General features: G+C 39.9%; 15 protein-coding genes. 13 read left to right on the forward strand and 2 right to left on the reverse strand.

Annotation, left to right across the window (positions count from 1 at the left end):
• Positions 1–26 precede the first annotated feature (26 nt).
• From OTG27_RS10580 to OTG27_RS10600, 5 genes are all read left to right on the forward strand, one after another.
• Complete coding sequence (locus OTG27_RS10580; RefSeq protein ID WP_268937058.1) at positions 27–1,232, forward strand: exo-beta-N-acetylmuramidase NamZ family protein; 1,206 nt, start codon at positions 27–29, stop codon at positions 1,230–1,232.
• A gap of 190 nt (positions 1,233–1,422) precedes the next feature.
• On the forward strand, positions 1,423–2,898 hold the full coding sequence (gene nagE / locus OTG27_RS10585; protein ID WP_057277786.1) for an N-acetylglucosamine-specific PTS transporter subunit IIBC: 1,476 nt from the start codon (positions 1,423–1,425) through the stop codon (positions 2,896–2,898).
• Positions 2,899–3,266: 368 nt separating this feature from the next.
• On the forward strand, positions 3,267–3,695 hold the full coding sequence (locus tag OTG27_RS10590) for a DUF1801 domain-containing protein (protein ID WP_098865542.1): 429 nt from the start codon (positions 3,267–3,269) through the stop codon (positions 3,693–3,695).
• A 45-nt stretch (positions 3,696–3,740) separates the two neighbouring features.
• The gene (locus OTG27_RS10595) at positions 3,741–4,784 is read left to right on the forward strand and encodes an oxidoreductase (RefSeq protein WP_268936868.1); all 1,044 of its coding nucleotides are present in this window, start codon (positions 3,741–3,743) and stop codon (positions 4,782–4,784) included.
• Positions 4,785–4,935: 151 nt separating this feature from the next.
• The gene (locus tag OTG27_RS10600; RefSeq protein WP_268936869.1) at positions 4,936–5,070 is read left to right on the forward strand and encodes a hypothetical protein; all 135 of its coding nucleotides are present in this window, start codon (positions 4,936–4,938) and stop codon (positions 5,068–5,070) included.
• A gap of 182 nt (positions 5,071–5,252) precedes the next feature.
• Here OTG27_RS10600 and OTG27_RS10605 read toward each other — a convergent pair whose 3' ends face one another.
• Positions 5,253–6,440, reverse strand: coding sequence for an MFS transporter (locus OTG27_RS10605; RefSeq protein WP_268936870.1), 1,188 nt, complete (start codon positions 6,438–6,440; stop codon positions 5,253–5,255).
• Positions 6,441–6,561: 121 nt separating this feature from the next.
• On the opposite strand from OTG27_RS10605, the gene OTG27_RS10610 reads away from it, so the two are divergent.
• On the forward strand, positions 6,562–7,008 hold the full coding sequence (locus tag OTG27_RS10610) for a MarR family winged helix-turn-helix transcriptional regulator (RefSeq protein ID WP_048678868.1): 447 nt from the start codon (positions 6,562–6,564) through the stop codon (positions 7,006–7,008).
• 291 nt (positions 7,009–7,299) lie between these two features.
• The gene (locus OTG27_RS10615; RefSeq protein ID WP_268936871.1) at positions 7,300–8,889 is read left to right on the forward strand and encodes a long-chain-fatty-acid--CoA ligase; all 1,590 of its coding nucleotides are present in this window, start codon (positions 7,300–7,302) and stop codon (positions 8,887–8,889) included.
• Between the two features lie 166 nt (positions 8,890–9,055).
• Here the strand turns inward: OTG27_RS10615 and OTG27_RS10620 are convergent, their stop codons facing one another.
• The gene (locus OTG27_RS10620) at positions 9,056–9,559 is read right to left on the reverse strand and encodes a hypothetical protein (protein ID WP_268936872.1); all 504 of its coding nucleotides are present in this window, start codon (positions 9,557–9,559) and stop codon (positions 9,056–9,058) included.
• 703 nt (positions 9,560–10,262) lie between these two features.
• On the opposite strand from OTG27_RS10620, the gene OTG27_RS10625 reads away from it, so the two are divergent.
• From OTG27_RS10625 to OTG27_RS10650, 6 genes are read left to right on the forward strand one after another with little or no spacing between them, the layout of a single operon-like run.
• Complete coding sequence (locus OTG27_RS10625; protein ID WP_268936873.1) at positions 10,263–11,366, forward strand: amidohydrolase/deacetylase family metallohydrolase; 1,104 nt, start codon at positions 10,263–10,265, stop codon at positions 11,364–11,366.
• Positions 11,344–12,453, forward strand: a complete 1,110-nt coding sequence (locus OTG27_RS10630) for a DgaE family pyridoxal phosphate-dependent ammonia lyase (RefSeq protein ID WP_268936874.1) — start codon at positions 11,344–11,346, stop codon at positions 12,451–12,453. The genes OTG27_RS10625 and OTG27_RS10630 overlap by 23 nt, the downstream gene beginning before the upstream one ends.
• The gene (gene dagF / locus OTG27_RS10635; protein ID WP_034312316.1) at positions 12,450–13,205 is read left to right on the forward strand and encodes a 2-dehydro-3-deoxy-phosphogluconate aldolase; all 756 of its coding nucleotides are present in this window, start codon (positions 12,450–12,452) and stop codon (positions 13,203–13,205) included. Before OTG27_RS10630 ends, dagF begins: the two co-directional genes overlap by 4 nt.
• Positions 13,198–14,211, forward strand: coding sequence for a sugar kinase (locus OTG27_RS10640; RefSeq protein WP_095393900.1), 1,014 nt, complete (start codon positions 13,198–13,200; stop codon positions 14,209–14,211). The genes dagF and OTG27_RS10640 overlap by 8 nt, the downstream gene beginning before the upstream one ends.
• A gap of 15 nt (positions 14,212–14,226) precedes the next feature.
• Positions 14,227–14,949: a GntR family transcriptional regulator gene (locus OTG27_RS10645; RefSeq protein ID WP_095678358.1), complete on the forward strand. Its 723-nt coding sequence runs from the start codon at positions 14,227–14,229 to the stop codon at positions 14,947–14,949.
• Positions 14,950–15,005: 56 nt separating this feature from the next.
• Positions 15,006–16,331 carry a GntT/GntP/DsdX family permease gene (locus tag OTG27_RS10650; RefSeq protein ID WP_034312312.1) on the forward strand — a complete coding sequence of 442 codons (1,326 nt, stop codon included), beginning with the start codon at positions 15,006–15,008 and terminating at the stop codon, positions 16,329–16,331.
• Positions 16,332–16,433 lie beyond the last annotated feature (102 nt).

Raw genomic sequence — 16,433 nt, forward strand, 5'->3', positions numbered from 1 at the left:
GAATGATAATCCTATTTGCCATTTGCATGCTTTGTTTCGGCATCGTTTCCTCAAAAAGTGTAACTGCTGTTAAAGAGAAGAAAAAACAAAAGGTCAATCCTGGTATTGAAGTTCTTTTAAAAGAAGAAAAGAACGTTTTAAGCGGAAAGAAAGTCGGCTTGATTACGAATCCAACTGGCATCGACTCTAATTTAGCCAGCATCGTCGATCTCCTTCATGATGATCCGGATATTCATTTAACGGCTTTATTTGGTCCTGAACATGGAGTGCGTGGAGATGCGCAAGCTGGTGCAAGCGTTGAATATTATATTGATGAAAAAACAGGATTGCCCGTTTATAGTTTATATGGTAAAACGAAAAAACCGACACCTGAAATGTTAAAGGATGTTGAGGTCCTTGTTTTTGATATCCAGGATGTCGGAACACGCTATTACACTTATATCTACACGATGGCTTATGCAATGGAAGCAGCCAAAGAAAATGATATCCCCTTTATCGTGCTGGACCGGCCGAACCCACAAGGCGGAGAGTCGGTAGATGGGCCGGTCCTTGAACCTGAATTCTCATCGTTTGTTGGGTTGTATCCAATCCCGCTTAAGCATGGGATGACGGTTGGGGAACTCGCGACTTTGTTCAATAAGGAATTTAAAATTGGAGCAGATCTCAAGGTCATCAAGATGAAAGGCTGGAAGCGAGATATGGATTATGACGATACTGGTCTCCCTTTTGTCTTGCCGTCACCGAATATGCCGACAGTTTCCACTACTTTCGTATATCCGGCTACAGGCTTAATCGAGGGAACGAATGTCTCGGAAGGCAGAGGAACGACCAAACCATTCGAGTTGATAGGTGCTCCTTATATAAACGGTGATGAGCTTGCTGGGAAATTAAATGCATTAAGGTTACCCGGTGTAAAATTCAGGGCAGCGTCCTTTACACCTACATTTTCAAAACATGCAGGTAAACTTAGCCACGGAGTGGAAATTTATATAACGGATAGAGAACAGTTCAAGGCTGTCCCTACTGGACTTCACATCATCAAGACCATTCAGGATCTATATCCCGGTGACTTCGAATTCCTTGCAGCCAACAATTTCAATTTATTGATTGGCAATGGCTGGATAATGTCTAGAATTAAAGAAGGTTCAACTGTAAATGAAATCTTGAAAGAATATCAAGTAAAGCAGGATGCCTTTAAAAAGGTTCGCAAAAATTACTTGCTCTATAAATAAGTGAAAAAAGAAAAGTCCGGGTTGGACTTTTCTTTTTTTATGGGCTTTCGAAGGAGGAGTAAATCGCTAAGACTTTATTCCTGAATATAGTCAAATTTATAAATGAAATGAAGTTCTAAAATGGAAGGAACCGTTGTCTAATAGAATATGGGGTTTGCCCTAAATCAGTAATTGTCAGGAGGAAAGCAAAATGAAAAAATATCTTCAAAAAATAGGGCGTTCCTTGATGCTGCCAGTAGCCGTATTGCCGGCAGCCGCCATTTTAATGGGAATCGGTTACTGGATAGATCCAGCAGGATGGGGAGCGGGAAGTCCGTTAGCAGCTTTCTTAATCAAAGCAGGTTCTTCGATCATTGACAATATGGCTATCTTGTTTGCCGTTGGTGTGGCGTTGGGGATGTCGAAAGGAAAAGATGGAGCTGCCGCTCTGAGCGGGCTGGTAGCCTATCTAGTCGTAACGACATTGCTTTCCACGGACTCGGTGGCGATGCTGCAAGGAATCGATGTAAAAGATGTAAATCCAGCGTTTCTGAAAATAGAAAATGCATTTGTCGGAATCCTCTCGGGTCTTATAGCGGCAGCTATGTTTAATCGGTTCAGTAAGGTAGAACTGCCGGATGCATTCGCTTTCTTTAGCGGTAAACGCCTTGTTCCGATCCTTACTGCGGTTGCCATGTTACTGGTTTCCCTAATATTATTCTTCGTATGGCCACTCATCTACTCCTGGTTAGTTATATTTGGGGAAGGCATAAGTGAATTAGGTGCCGCTGGAGCAGGACTCTATGGGTTCTTCAATCGGCTTTTGATACCAACTGGTTTACATCATGCGTTAAACTCCGTATTCTGGTTCGATGTAATCGGTCTTAACGATATCGGTAAATTCTGGGCTGGAACGGGAATAAAAGGAACCACAGGCATGTATCAAGCCGGCTTCTTTCCCGTCATGATGTTCGGTTTACCGGCAGCGGCTCTTGCCATGTACCATTCGGCAAAATCACGGAAGAAAAAACAAGTGGCCTCATTAATGCTCGCAGCTGGCTTCGCTTCATTTTTCACAGGCGTTACTGAACCTTTGGAATTTGCTTTCATGTTTGTTGCACCAGCCCTATTCGTTGTGCATGCCTTATTAACAGGAATATCGTTGGCTATTGCTGCGACTTTCCAATGGACAGCAGGGTTCGGTTTTAGTGCAGGATTCATTGACTTTGTTTTAAGCTCAAGATTGCCAATGGCAAATGAACCTTATATGCTGCTTCTTCAAGGACTGGCTTTTGCAGTCATCTACTATTTCTTATTCCGATTCTTGATAACTAGGTTCAATTTAATGACTCCCGGCAGAGAAGAGGATACAGAAGATGAGCTTGATGGCGGAGGAGCGATTGCGGAAGCAGACAGCGGTCAAGGTGGGAATAATGAGAGTAAATTCTTTGGAATGGCTTCCGCTATATATGAGGGATTAGGCGGAGACGCTAACGTAACATCTGTAGATAATTGTGTTACCCGATTAAGGGTGGAAGTGGAAAATATGGGAGCTGTCGATCAGAATAAAATCAAATCAGCAGGGGTTGCCGGAATCAATATTGTGGGTCCCCAAAGCATTCAAGTCATCGTAGGGACACAGGTGCAATTCATAGCTGATGAAATAGATAAGATCAGGCGGCAATAGATCTGGTAAAACTGCAGTTTGCCTTTTAATAAAAAAATCTACGATCAGAATAATAAATTCTGATCGTAGAGATTATTATGGTAAAGTACTGATTTTTAAAGCGCGAAAGATTTACTTAATAAACTTGCTCTTAAAATAGAATAAAACGAATCAATGTTCTATAATATATTAGGGTATTGAATGAAGGATTTGCCATGAAGCATAGAGAAATAGTAAAGGAGCTCGTCCGCCAATCATTGATACATCGGTGATGAAGGCTGTATACATACATAACAACCTAAAAACACGATTGTATAGGGTATTAAGATACTGAGCAAGCGATATCTTATGAATTTTTTCTGCCTTTTAATATAAGGGAGGTTCCGGTCATGTATAAACAAAAAACCAATGAGACGGACAGTAGTGTCATTGAGTTCATCGAAAACGTCGATAATTCGAAAAAACGTGAAGATGCCTACGAATTGTTGAATGTTTTTACCGAAACGACAGGTTATGAGGCAAAGATGTGGGGACCTAGCATAATTGGGTTCGGAACCTATCATTATAAATATGAATCTGGTCACGAAGGCGATGCCCCACTGGTAGGCTTTTCACCTCGAAAAGCAAAAATCAGTTTATACTTTGCTCCAGGGGACAAAAAAAGAGAAGAATTGTTACAGGTATTTGGAAAACACACTTCCGGAAAAGCGTGTGTGTACATCAATAAAGTGGCAGATATCAATATTAATGTATTGAAAGAATTGATTAATCAATCTGTCAAGTTTTTGAGAGATACATACCCGGACAATGAAATATAATAAAATGTTTGTTTAAGAGGAACAAGAAAGCGAGTGGGATTGAAAATGAGAAAAATTAAAGTGGGCATAGTTGGGTACGGATTGTCAGGAGCTACTTTCCACGCGCCATTACTAAGTGTTTTAGAGCAGTTTCAAATAGTGAAAGTTGTGAGCTCCAATAAGGAAAAAGTCCAAAAAGATTTGAAAGATGTGGAAGTGGTAGGCAGCTTAGAGGAAATTCTTGAAGACCCGTCCATTGATTTGGCTGTTATTACGACACCGAGTGGTTTGCATTATGAAATGGCCAAGCAAAGCTTGTTAGCCGGAAAGCATGTCATTCTCGAAAAGCCGATGGTTGTGGAAGCTTGGGAGGCGGAGGAGCTCATCAAGATTGCCGAGGAAAAGAATCTTGTTTTAAGTGTCTATCATAACAGGAGATGGGATAATGACTTTTTGACTGTGAAAAAACTTATGGATGATGGAGTGCTTGGGGAAATCAATACATACCAAGTCCATTATGATCGATACCGGCCTGTGGTCAGGGATAGATGGAGGGAAAAACCGGGCCCGGGATCAGGCATGCTTTATGATCTAGGATCACATCTCATCGATCAAGCACTTCATTTGTTTGGTTTGCCGCAATTCGTTTCGGCAGATGTATTTTCCCAAAAAGAAAATGCAGAAACGGATGATTACTTCCATGTGATATTAGGATATGAAAAGCTGAGGGTTATCTTGCATTCAGGCTCAATCGTTCCGTATAATGGACCGCGGTATCAGGTGCATGGAAGTAAAGGATCATTTATCAAATACGGTCTTGATTGCCAAGAGGCTGACTTAAGTGAGGGGAAAAAACCAGTCGATGACTCTTGGGGTGCAGATTATCCCGAATTTTATGGTAAGCTGGTTACGGTTGAAGGAGAAAATGAGATACATGAAACCATTGAAACACTGCATGGTTCTTATTTAACGTATTACCAGGCAGTTGCCGATAGTATATTGAGCGGGAAAAAAGCTCCAGTAACTGCCCAAGAGGGGTTGGCGGTCATTAAAATCATTGATGCGGCTTTTGAAAGCAGTAACGGAAAGAAAGCCATTTATATTAAATGAAATTAATTTCCCTTTATAACAATATGAAATGAGAAAACTGAATGATAAGCGGCCTTATTCCAAAAATAAGGTCGCTTTTTATTTTGGTGAGATAACAGCTTCAACTTAAGGAAAGAATGGAGCAAATACTTGTAAATTGTAGAGGATGCGCATGATTTGTAAGCTGTTTACTCGTGAATTCGAGCCATTTACTCGTGAATTTGGAGCAAATACTCGTGAAATTGACGCATTTACTCGTGAGTTTGAAGCAAATACTCGTGAATTCGAGTATTACGCAAAAATATGAGAAGTTACCGTATGAAATTGGAGCTAGTTCTCAAGAGATTGAAGTGTTACTCGTTATTAAACTGTTTTGGAGGATTTCAATTAAAAGAAGAATGGATAAAAAAATCATAATGAAAACCCCCGGATAGCGGATGCTACTCGGGGGATTCGTTAAGGAATAAATTTTGAAATGCCATTTAAGCTCTAAGATAAGGCCTTTGCATGAAGTGATCGCTTTTGCCAAGCCATAGTAATCATTAAAGTAATGAATAAGAGGATAAGACCCAACATGAACGGATAGGTAATGTGGACATCATACATCATTCCCGCAAGTGTTGGTCCAAGCACATTTCCGATGCTCATATACGCATTATTCATACCCATTGCAAAACCTTGCTCATTCCCTGCCATCTTGGAAATCAGTGTGTTAAGAACTGGACGTAAGATGGAAGTGGAAAGGAAGATGATAAGTGAAATCAAAAAGAAAATCAGGTAATTTGATGCAAAAAGTGATAGGAGGAACCCGATGGCTGCAACACTGATAAAGATATTCAGCACATTCACTTCCCCGAAACGCTGTACGATCCGATCGACGACAAACAATTGAACTATTACACTGACGATACCGGTGGCTGTAACCATGACGGCGATGTCCTTAGGAGTCGAATTGAATTGATTATCAAGATAAAGACCAATTACAGATTCATACGCCATTAAACCAAAGCTCATTACAAACGTAATGATGAGTGGGATGAAATAAGGCTTTTTCACGGATAAAGTGATCTTCCGAAGCATCGTTTCAGTTTTTACATCCATGGATTGAGTAACCTGTGCCGTTTCGCTTTCTTTTAAAACAAAAATTGAAAATACGACTGCTGATAGGGATACAAGCGCAGAAATCAAAAAGGGAAACTTCAAGCCAAAGTCAGCTAAAAAACCTCCAATTCCTGGACCGACTACAATTCCCAGGGACATGGCGGCAGATACTAAACTATTGCCTTTAGCGCGTTGATCAAATGTGGTGATATCGGCAACATAAGCAAAAATTGCGGGTATAAGCAAAGCTGCCCCGATTCCGCCAATGATCCGTGAAGCATATAATAACCAAATGGAATTGACTGCATAAAAAATAAACATGGATAATGTCAAACCGACCAACCCATAAATAATCATTTTTCTGCGCCCGAATTGGTCAGTCCATTTTCCGGCAATTGGCGAAAAGATAAGTTGTGCACCTGCGAAAATGGCAATCATTAGGCCAGCGGCGGTTCCGCCTTGATTAATGGAGGCCAGGTATGCTGGTAAAATGGGAATGATGATCCCGAAACTTCCTATTGCTATAAACATATTGATCATGAGGATAATGATCTTTTTGCGTTGTTCTGCTGACATGGACAGCCTCTCTCTCTCTTTAAAAATCAATAACCAATTTAATTCGCATGGTTAATTTTTTGATACGTTAATTATGTTATAGTTTTAGATAGATAGTGTCAATAAGAAAGGATTGTCAAACATGCATTCAAGTGAATTGTATAATTTACATCTAGAGATCAGGGAATTAAGCAGCCTATCACAGGAATTGGTGGAACCGTTACTGGTTAAATATGATTTAACTACTGTGCAGTATCGCGCATTGCAATTAATAGTCTTGAATGAATCCATAGCGGTTAAAGATGTTTCGAATCATTTGAAAATTAAACCCGCAGCAGGAACTGCACTAATTGATCGGCTTGAACGGAAGAAGTTGATTGAGAGGGTACACAGTGAGGATGATCGGCGGGTCGTTTTTATCCAATCCACCGAAAGTGGAAGGAATACCTATCATTCCATCAATAAGTGTTTTACCAAAACCTTTCGTGACTTTTATAGCGTCCTGAATGAAGAGGAAACGGAACGACTCAAACAAATCGTTGGGAAACTTACCGAACATCTATCGGCATGCATAGATAATAAAATATAATCTTCCTGACGTGTATAGTTTCCATTATAATAGAAAGAAGAACTATATTTTTAAAGCAGTGAATTTCACTGTTTTTAGGAGATTAATTATCAGAATAATTAAAAATTGGATTTTTCATTTCAAAGCGGATAGGCCATTCAAAAATCTTTAAATGGAAATCCATTAAAGAAGATATGATGGCTGGAAAATGAATATGTATTAAAAGGATACGAAGTTTTTTCTCAGAATCCATCATGACGAACCAAGCAGGGTGCTGTATATAGTGAATCTGGAAAGAAGGAGATGGTAAAAATGTTTTCCCCATTAACTCCAATTGATTGGAAGCGCAGGGCAGTAAAATATTATCCTCATAAAGTGGCAGTCATCGATGAAGAGAAAAAGTTTACATATAAGGAATTCGGGCAGCGAACAGATCAACTTTCCAAAGCTTTGTATTCTTCGGGAATTGAAAAAGGTGACCATATTGCAGTTATGTTGCCAAATACGCATTATATGTTGGAATGTTTTTATGGCATTTGTCAAATGGGAGCGGTAATGGTTCCTTTGAATTATAGGCTTGCTGCAGAGGATTTGGAATATATCATCAAGCATAGCGATTCAAAAATGTTGATAGTCGATGAAGAATTCACCGCTCCGATCGAAAAGATCATTACTAAACTTTCCTTGGAAAAGATCATCATCGTGCCTGTTGAAGGATATGAAACCACTTTACCTGGAATAGATTATGAGAATTTCATTTTGCATGCAAATGATAATGAACTGCCGGAGGTTAAAATCGATGAAAATCAACTTTTGACTATAAATTACACGAGTGGAACGACTTCAAAACCAAAAGGGGTCATGTTAACTCATCGCGGGAATTACATGAACGCCGCTAATTTCATTTATCACCTAGGGGTGAAGCATGACGATGTATACTTACATACATTGCCAATGTTTCATGCTAATGGCTGGGGAGGGGTATGGTCGGTAACAGCTACTGGCGGGACTCATGTTTGTTTAAGGAAAGTCGATCCCCCTCTTATTCTCAAATTATTCGCCCGTCATAATATTACATTGTTATGTGGAGCGCCTACTGTCGTCAATATGCTGGTAAATGACCCTAAAGCAAAAGAAACAAATATCAAAGTGCATCCAAGGATGGCAACGGCAGGTGCTCCTCCAGCAGCAGCGCTTATACAAAAGGCACAAGATATCCTTGGTTTGAATATGATCCACGTATATGGATTAACAGAAACTTCCCCATTCATCCTATATAATGAGTGGAAGGATGAGTTTGAAGCTAAATCGGCTGACGAACAAGCAATAATAAAGGCAAGACAAGGTATTGAATTGGTTTTCAATGGGGAAACGATGGTAGTCAATAAAGAAGGGAAAGAAGTCGCTTGGGATGGAAAGGAACTGGGGGAAATCATTACTCGCGGCAATGTTGTAATGGAAGGATATTATAAGGATCCGGAAAAGACGGCCGAAGCAATTAGGGATGGCTGGTTTCATACTGGGGATCTAGCAGTTACCTATCCTGATGGGTATATTGAGATACAAGACAGAGCTAAGGATTTAATCATTTCCGGCGGGGAAAATATTTCATCAACAGAGGTAGAAGGGGTATTGTATAAACATCCAGATGTTTTGGAGGCTGCGGTCATTGCCATTCCAGACGATAAATGGGGAGAAACGCCTAAGGCAATCATTGTGCTGCAGCAAAATGCAAAAGTGACGGAAAATGAGATCATTACCTTTTGCCGCTCAAAAATGGCTCACTTTAAAGCACCGACAAAAGTTGAATTCGTAGAGTCTTTACCGAAAACGGCAACAGGTAAGCTACAAAAATACCGATTGAGGGAAATCCATTGGAAAGGATCGAAAAAGGTAAATTAACGGCTTTCATAGGAACGGGATATATATTAAGTGAATGTCGTAAAAAGGAAAATCAAATGAAGTATGGCAATTAACAAGACCAAGAATGCTTTTAAATAAGCATTCTTGGTTTTTATATTATGGAAAGCAACATTTCCACTGTAAGATTAGGAGCAGGAAGGATTAATTAACGAGGGCTTCTAAATGAAAGATTTGACTTAGTGTAATATATATACGTTATTTTAGATAAACTTGGTTTTTTACCACTAGCATAGACAGATACATGATAAGCCTGTTTTCCGGAATAATATGCTGCTATTAAACTATTAGGACTGCCAGCAAGTACTGATGCCGGTGCAGTAGCTACTCCTGCTGGTGAGGTTGGGCCACCCGCAAACACAAGAGTACTTCCGATGCTTAACCATGTTGTTCCCTTTTGATGAGCCTTTACCATCTTTCCTAATTGGGTATTTGTTAGTTTAGCTTGATGAGCAATAGGTTTGCTCATTTCAATGATGCTTGCTGTTGGTTGTATTTGTATAACATCATCACTAATTAATTTGACTTCCACAATGGGGTTGACTGTTGATGAAAGTATTGTTTCATTTTTCTCTTCGGACAATGTATTGGGGACATGTGAAAATACTAATAAACTGATTATTAGTATTGAAAATAAGGACTTTTTCTTCATTTTTAATACACTCCCTTATTTTTTTTGAAAATTTGGTATAATTTCATACTATATAGGGGGTCAAAAATATGGAAACTAAGGAAAAAGTTTTAAAACAGTAATAATTGTACTTATTTCTATATGTCTAGGTTTTATAATCAGGATGTCCTCAGTAATAATAGCTGGTCGAAATTTATTTTCTATGTACAACATAGACCTATTCATTTTATTTATAGCGATAATTGGATTAATTATATGGTTGAATAAAAAGAAAAAAAGGATCTAATTATTCAGTTTGGAGACAAAAGGGGTCTTTTAGCGGTGTCTAGGAGGAATCGTTCAAACCCTTTAAACCCATAATTCTTTATTCGGATAATTAGAGTAGAAACTTCCATCAATGGATTTTGTGAATTCGTAAAAAAAGGCGGAAAGAAAAACAGATTGTTTTTCTTCCCGCCTTTTTTTCATGGGTAGCATGAAAATTTTAAAAAAACTAATGAGATTATATTATATGAAGAAACTAAGAAGCACAAAGAAAAAATAGCCTTGATCTTATGAAAATTCTGTAAATTTAAAATGAAACATTATAACGTTATATTGATTAGTTCGACAAAATATGATAATCTATTTTTGTAAAGAGAAATTAATGAATTCTTATACAATTCAGTGTAACCGTATACAAAGTACTTTCAATCGATAGGATGTACCGAAAAGGATGAGGGAAATGACAGATACGTTAGTTCTGAAAAATGTAAAAATGGTAGAGGGAAAAGCAGCGGATATCATCCTGGAAAATGGGATGATTAAGGAAATTGCACGACCCGGAACTGCAACAGGAGATAAGATAATAGATTATGATCAAAAAGTTTTTGTTTCGAGCGGTTGGATTGATATGCATGTACATGCTTTCCCGGAATTCGATCCTTATGGTGATGAGGTTGATGAGATTGGATATAAAACTGGTGTAACAACGGTCATAGATGCGGGAAGCACGGGGGCAGATAGGATAACCGATCTGGTTAGAAGCTGTGAAAATTCCAAAACGAATGTTTTCGCCTTTCTGAATATTTCGCGGATTGGATTGAAAAGGGTTGATGAGTTATCGGATATTTCATGGCTGGACGAAGGGGAATTAATGAAGGCAATTTCCAAGTACGGGGATTTTGTCGTTGGACTTAAAGCGAGAATAAGTAAAAGTGTAGTTGGTCCAAATGGTGTCGAGCCATTAAAAATCGCTAGGAAGTTCTCGGCTGAAACGGGTTTACCATTAATGGTTCATATCGGTTCAGGGCCGCCTAGTATTAAGGAAGTCCTTCAATTACTTGAGGAAAAGGACATTATTACTCATTTTCTAAATGGTAAAGCGAATAATTTATTTGATGAAAGAGAAGAGCCGCTGCCTGAGTTGATTAAGGCGATTGAACGTGGTGTACATTTGGATGTAGGTCATGGAACGGCAAGCTTTTCTTTTAAAACTGCAGAAATGGCTAAAAAGCGGGGAATCGGCTTCAATACGATCAGTACGGATATATATCGGAAAAACAGAGAGAATGGGCCAGTTTTTAATATGGCAAATGTGCTTACAAAATTTTTGTACCTCGGTTATCCATTAAAGGAAGTAATCGATGCGGTTACTGTCAAAGCAGCAGCCTGGTTGAATAAACCAGAGCTTGGAAGGATTTCAGCTGGGGATATTGCGAACCTGACTTTATTCTCGATCGAGAATGAGCCGACCCTTTTATTGGATTCCGAAGGCGAAAAAAGGATGGCAGAAAAAAGAGTTGTTGTAAAAGGAGTGGTTATAAATGGAGAATTCATTGAATGCTAAATATGGTTTGAAAAGAGTCATCAATGCAAGCGGAAGAATGAGCATATTGGGAGTCTCTGCCCCAACTGACACAGTAATGGACGCGATGAAAAAAGGTGGGCAAAATTATGTTGAAATTGCTGATTTAGTCGATAAGTCAGGCCAGCATATAGCGAATTTGCTTCATTCTGAAGCAGCTGTGGTTGTAAATTCAGCATCAAGCGGAATTGCGCTTTCAGTAGCGGCAATCGTTACTGAAGGAAACAGAAGGAAAAGCGAAAGGCTTCATCAAGATCGAATTCAAAAGAATGAAATCATCATGCTGAAAGGCCATAATGTTCAGTATGGTGCACCGGTTGAAACCATGATTTATCTTGGCGGCGGAAAATTGGTTGAAGTTGGATATGCAAATGAAGGGAAAGCAGAACATATTGCGGAGGCCATAAATGAAAATACTTCCGCTATTTTATATGTGAAATCACATCATGCTGTCCAGAAAAATATGATATCGGTCGAAGAGGCATGGGAAGTGGCCAAAACGAATAATATCCCTCTGATTGTCGATGCAGCAGCGGAAGAAGATTTGGAAAAATATATACAATTCTCCGACCTGGCGATTTATAGTGGTTCAAAAGCCATTGAAGGACCCACATCCGGTATCGTTGCTGGCAGAAAAAAATATATCGAATGGGTAAAGGTTCAATTGCACTGTATAGGAAGGAGCATGAAGGTTGGAAAGGAAACGACCTTTGGTCTGCTTCAGGCATTGGATGAGTATTTTGTCAAGACGGATAATAGCGAAAAAGAAAAAGCTAGTTTACAAGTTCTCACATCACTTGACTCGATTGATGGCGTAAAAGTAACGATAGTTCAGGATGAAGCCGGACGTGCCATATATAGAGCACGTATTTCCATAAATCCTTTGATAACGGAAACGACGGCGAAAGAAGTGAACGAGCAGCTCAAAAATGGGGATATCGCCATTTATACACGGGATTATGGGATACGGCAAGGCTTTTTCGATATAGATCCGCGTCCATTGCAAGGTGATGATATAAATGTCATTGAATCACGATTAAGAACCATATTAGGAGGAAAACAAGGATGACAAACATAAACAAACGGTTATTGAATGATCGTGTAGCCTTAAATGTACTTGCAAATAGTGTGGAAAATGCAGTGGAAGTCTTTGAAGCAGCTGAAGGACATGTATTGGTTGGTGTACTCTCAAAGGATTATCCAACTGTCGAAGCAGGTGTCACAGCAATGAAAGAATACGGGGAAGCCATTGATGAAGCCGTTTCAATTGGATTGGGCGCAGGCGATAATAGACAGGCTGCAGTTGTCGCAGAAATAGCAAAATACTATCCAGGCAGTCATATTAACCAGGTTTTTCCGGCTGTTGGTGCTACGAGGGCCAATTTAGGCGAGAAGGATAGCTGGATAAATTCACTTGTTTCTCCAACTGGGAAAGTCGGTTATGTGAATATCTCCACTGGTCCAGTAAGTGCAGGCGCAAGTGAAACTGCCATTGTGCCAATCAAAGCTGCAATTGCGCTCGTTCGCGATATGGGAGGAAATGCTTTGAAATATTTCCCTATGAAAGGGCTGAAGCATGAAGATGAATATCGTGCTGTAGCAAAAGCTTGTGGTGAAGAGGGATTTGCTTTGGAACCAACAGGTGGAATCGACTTAAATAATTTTGAGACCATATTAGAAATTGCATTAGAAGCAAAAGTGCCTAAAGTCATTCCTCACGTATATTCTTCCATCATTGATGAAGCGACTGGTAAAACGAATGGGGAGGATGTACGGAAATTATTGGCCATGACGAAAAAATTGGTTGAAAAATATGCCTAAAAGGATTGTGGCATTCGGGGAAGTAATGATGCGATTGCAGGTACCAGGGCATGAATTGCTATCACAGGCTAACACGCTGCAATACTCCTTTTCAGGCACGGGAGTAAATGTAGCTTCTGCGATGACAAAACTTGGACATGATGGGTATCTTGTGACAATGTTACCGGATAACCCCCTTGGTGATTCAGCAATTTCAGCTTTGCAGCGCTTAGGAATCGGCAGGAACTACATCTCTAGAGGCGGCAAATACATGGGGATGTACTTTTTGGAAAATGGATTTGGACAGCGGGCGAGCCGTGTCACATATTCCAATCGACTGGAAAGCAGTTTTAATACTGCCACCTTATCCGATTATGATATGGATATGATTTCGGAAAAGACGGATATCATCCATTTTTGCGGAATCACGCTTGCAATGGCGGAAAATGTACGGGAAAGCATGAAGGTGCTGGCTAGAAAAGTCAAAGAAAAGGGCGGTACAGTCTGTTTCGACTGCAATTACCGACCTTCCTTATGGGAGGGTGGTTACGCTGACGCAAAGCCTCATTATGAGGAAATGCTTTCTTTGGCTGATATCGTCATGATGAATGAAAAAGACGCCCTTTATATTTTAGGAATGAAGTCAGAAGGTTCCACAAGGGAAGAACAGCTTGTTGAGTTGATCCCTGAAGTGGCCAAGCGATTCAAAATTCAATCGATAGCGGGGACACACCGTTCGATCAACAGTGATAATAGCCATACTTTGAGGGGGTATATATACAAAGAAGAAACATTTTACTTTTCCGATATCCTATCATTTTCCGTATATGATAGAATAGGTTCAGGCGACGCTTACACCAGCGGAATCTTACATGGCGAATTGCTAGGATATTCCCCTGAAAAGACAGTACGATTTGCTGCTGTATCAGGAATGCTGGCATGTACTGTCGTTGGAGATACTCCTTTGGCAACTGAAAAGGAGATACTCTCGGCAATGGAAGGTAAAATGGAAGATATTAAAAGATAAGGCAGGAGATTAGGAATGAATGTGAACAGGAAAAATGGACCGATGTATTTACAGATAAAAGAAATATTAAAGGATCGTATTTTACATGGGGTTTATGCCATCGACACAAACATTCCCTCCGAGCCTCTTTTAGAAGAAGAATTTAACGTAAGTAAGGTTACTGTCCGTAATGCAATCAAAGAACTCGTGCAAGAGGGGTATGTTGAAAAGAAAAGCGGCAAAGGCACTAGAGTCATAGCTAATGGTTCGATTGTCAAACTTTCCAAAGGGAAACGTTTCACAGAGCTGTTGGTGGAGGAAGGGCACTCCATTTTAAAAAAGGTGTTAAACATAAGTCAGATTGACCTTTCTTCAGACTCTAAGCTGCATTCTTTATTTGGTGCCCGTTGCATAAGTATCGAACGAATATATTTATTGGACAATGAACCTTATATTTACTTTACACATTATATTTCACTTGATTTAAACCAAGAAGAGATAAAAGAGGTCCAAATCAATTCTTTGTACCGCTTTTTGGAAGAGCAAAACGTCAAACTTGAAACATTCAGAGATGAGTTTGCCGTTGCTATCGCTCCGGATCACATTTGCGAAACATTGAAAATCGAAAAAAATAGTCCAGTACTAAAGAGGATTAGGATTTCCAGTGATGGGGACGGAAATGTTACGGAATACAGTGAAGGATATTACAACACGGCTAAACAGAACTACATTGTGACATATAACGAGCCGGTACAATAATCCCATTTATTGTATTGGTTTGAATGTAAGCGATTTCTTGGGAATGGGGAGAATATATGGAACTATATTTATTAGGAATCACGCTGATAGCAATCGTAATCGTCATTTTGGGTGTATCATTGTGGAAATGGCATGCGTTCATCAGCCTGACTGTTGCCAGTTTATTTTTAGCGATTTTTTCCGGACTGCCAATGGACAAGATCGTTGGAGCTTATGAAACGGGTGTCGGAGCGGTCCTTGGGCACCTTATTGGAATATTGGCCTTAGGGACCATCCTAGGAAAGATGATGTCCGACTCCGGAGCTGGAATGCAGGTTGCTGACTTTTTCATTAATAAATTCGGTGTGAAAAACCTGCCATGGGCCATGCTTTTATCTGGTTTCATCATCGGCATTCCGGTATTTTTCGAGGTTGGTTTAGTAATATTGCTTCCTTTGGTCATTTCCATTCGTAAATCAACCAAAGTGAACATCTTGTTAATTGGCATTCCAGTACTTGCTGGTTTATCGATCGTACATGGGCTGGTGCCTCCGCATCCTGGAGCCATGACAGCTATTGGAATTTATAATGCTAACATGGGGCAGGTACTTCTGTACTCCTTGATCATCGCATTCCCTACAGCTGTAATTGCGGGACCGCTATTCGCAAAATGGATTCATAAACGGGTTATTCCTGTTGGAGAACCGGAATTGATCCGTGTCGAAACAAAGTCAAGTGGATTACCAGGCACTGGAGTATCGTTCTTCATCATCCTTTTGCCAGTATTGTTGATGGTTTTAACGGTAGTTGCGCCTTATCTGCCGCTACCAGGTTCGATTGAAAAATTCTTATTGTTTATCGGAAGTCCAGTGATCGCCCTATTAATCTCCTGTTTTGCAGCTTACTATTTCTTGGGCTACAGACAGGGAATGGACAAATCACTAATTAAAAAGTTGACGGAAGAATGCTTATTGCCATTAGCATCCATAATTCTAATTATCGGTGCTGGCGGAGGGTTCAAGCAAATTTTAATCGATAGTGGCGTAGGGACTGCAATCGCTTCCATGTCTGAAGAAATTTCTTTATCACCGATCGTTCTTGCATTCCTTGTGGCCGGATTGATTCGGATTGCCACAGGTTCTGCAACCGTCGCTTTGACCACGGCAGCAGGGATCGTTTCACCGGTCGTTGCCAATATGACGGGTGTAAATCTAGAATTGCTCGTAATTGCCACGGGGGCAGGCTCACTCATGTTCTCCCATGTTAATGACGCCGGTTTCTGGTTAGTAAAAGAATACATGGGACTAACCGTTAAAGAAACCTTCAAAACTTGGACAGTGATGGAAACATTACTTTCCTTCGTTGCATTCGGTTTGGTTTTAATTTTCGATATATTCATTTAATTAAAATGGAATTCTGCAATGTCTGATTAAGTAACATTTACCTCCGTGAACTGTCTTGGGGTGACAGATCACGGAGGCTTTTATTTATTTATGAACATACTG

Source organism: Peribacillus sp. AS_2 (assembly GCF_026891895.1).
Lineage (GTDB): Bacteria > Bacillota > Bacilli > Bacillales > DSM-1321 > Peribacillus > Peribacillus frigoritolerans.

Excerpts from the sequence above, each read along its gene's own strand:
- OTG27_RS10580 (WP_268937058.1), top strand. The coding sequence starts at position 27 with ATGCTTTGTTTCGGCATCGTTTCCTCAAAAAGTGTAACTGCTGTTAAA.
- nagE (WP_057277786.1), top strand. The coding sequence starts at position 1,423 with ATGAAAAAATATCTTCAAAAAATAGGGCGTTCCTTGATGCTGCCAGTA.
- OTG27_RS10590 (WP_098865542.1), top strand. The coding sequence starts at position 3,267 with ATGTATAAACAAAAAACCAATGAGACGGACAGTAGTGTCATTGAGTTC.
- OTG27_RS10595 (WP_268936868.1), top strand. The coding sequence starts at position 3,741 with ATGAGAAAAATTAAAGTGGGCATAGTTGGGTACGGATTGTCAGGAGCT.
- OTG27_RS10600 (WP_268936869.1), top strand. The coding sequence starts at position 4,936 with ATGATTTGTAAGCTGTTTACTCGTGAATTCGAGCCATTTACTCGTGAA.
- OTG27_RS10605 (WP_268936870.1), bottom strand. The coding sequence starts at position 6,440 with ATGTCAGCAGAACAACGCAAAAAGATCATTATCCTCATGATCAATATG.
- OTG27_RS10610 (WP_048678868.1), top strand. The coding sequence starts at position 6,562 with ATGCATTCAAGTGAATTGTATAATTTACATCTAGAGATCAGGGAATTA.
- OTG27_RS10615 (WP_268936871.1), top strand. The coding sequence starts at position 7,300 with ATGTTTTCCCCATTAACTCCAATTGATTGGAAGCGCAGGGCAGTAAAA.
- OTG27_RS10620 (WP_268936872.1), bottom strand. The coding sequence starts at position 9,559 with ATGAAGAAAAAGTCCTTATTTTCAATACTAATAATCAGTTTATTAGTA.
- OTG27_RS10625 (WP_268936873.1), top strand. The coding sequence starts at position 10,263 with ATGACAGATACGTTAGTTCTGAAAAATGTAAAAATGGTAGAGGGAAAA.
- OTG27_RS10630 (WP_268936874.1), top strand. The coding sequence starts at position 11,344 with ATGGAGAATTCATTGAATGCTAAATATGGTTTGAAAAGAGTCATCAAT.
- dagF (WP_034312316.1), top strand. The coding sequence starts at position 12,450 with ATGACAAACATAAACAAACGGTTATTGAATGATCGTGTAGCCTTAAAT.
- OTG27_RS10640 (WP_095393900.1), top strand. The coding sequence starts at position 13,198 with ATGCCTAAAAGGATTGTGGCATTCGGGGAAGTAATGATGCGATTGCAG.
- OTG27_RS10645 (WP_095678358.1), top strand. The coding sequence starts at position 14,227 with ATGAATGTGAACAGGAAAAATGGACCGATGTATTTACAGATAAAAGAA.
- OTG27_RS10650 (WP_034312312.1), top strand. The coding sequence starts at position 15,006 with ATGGAACTATATTTATTAGGAATCACGCTGATAGCAATCGTAATCGTC.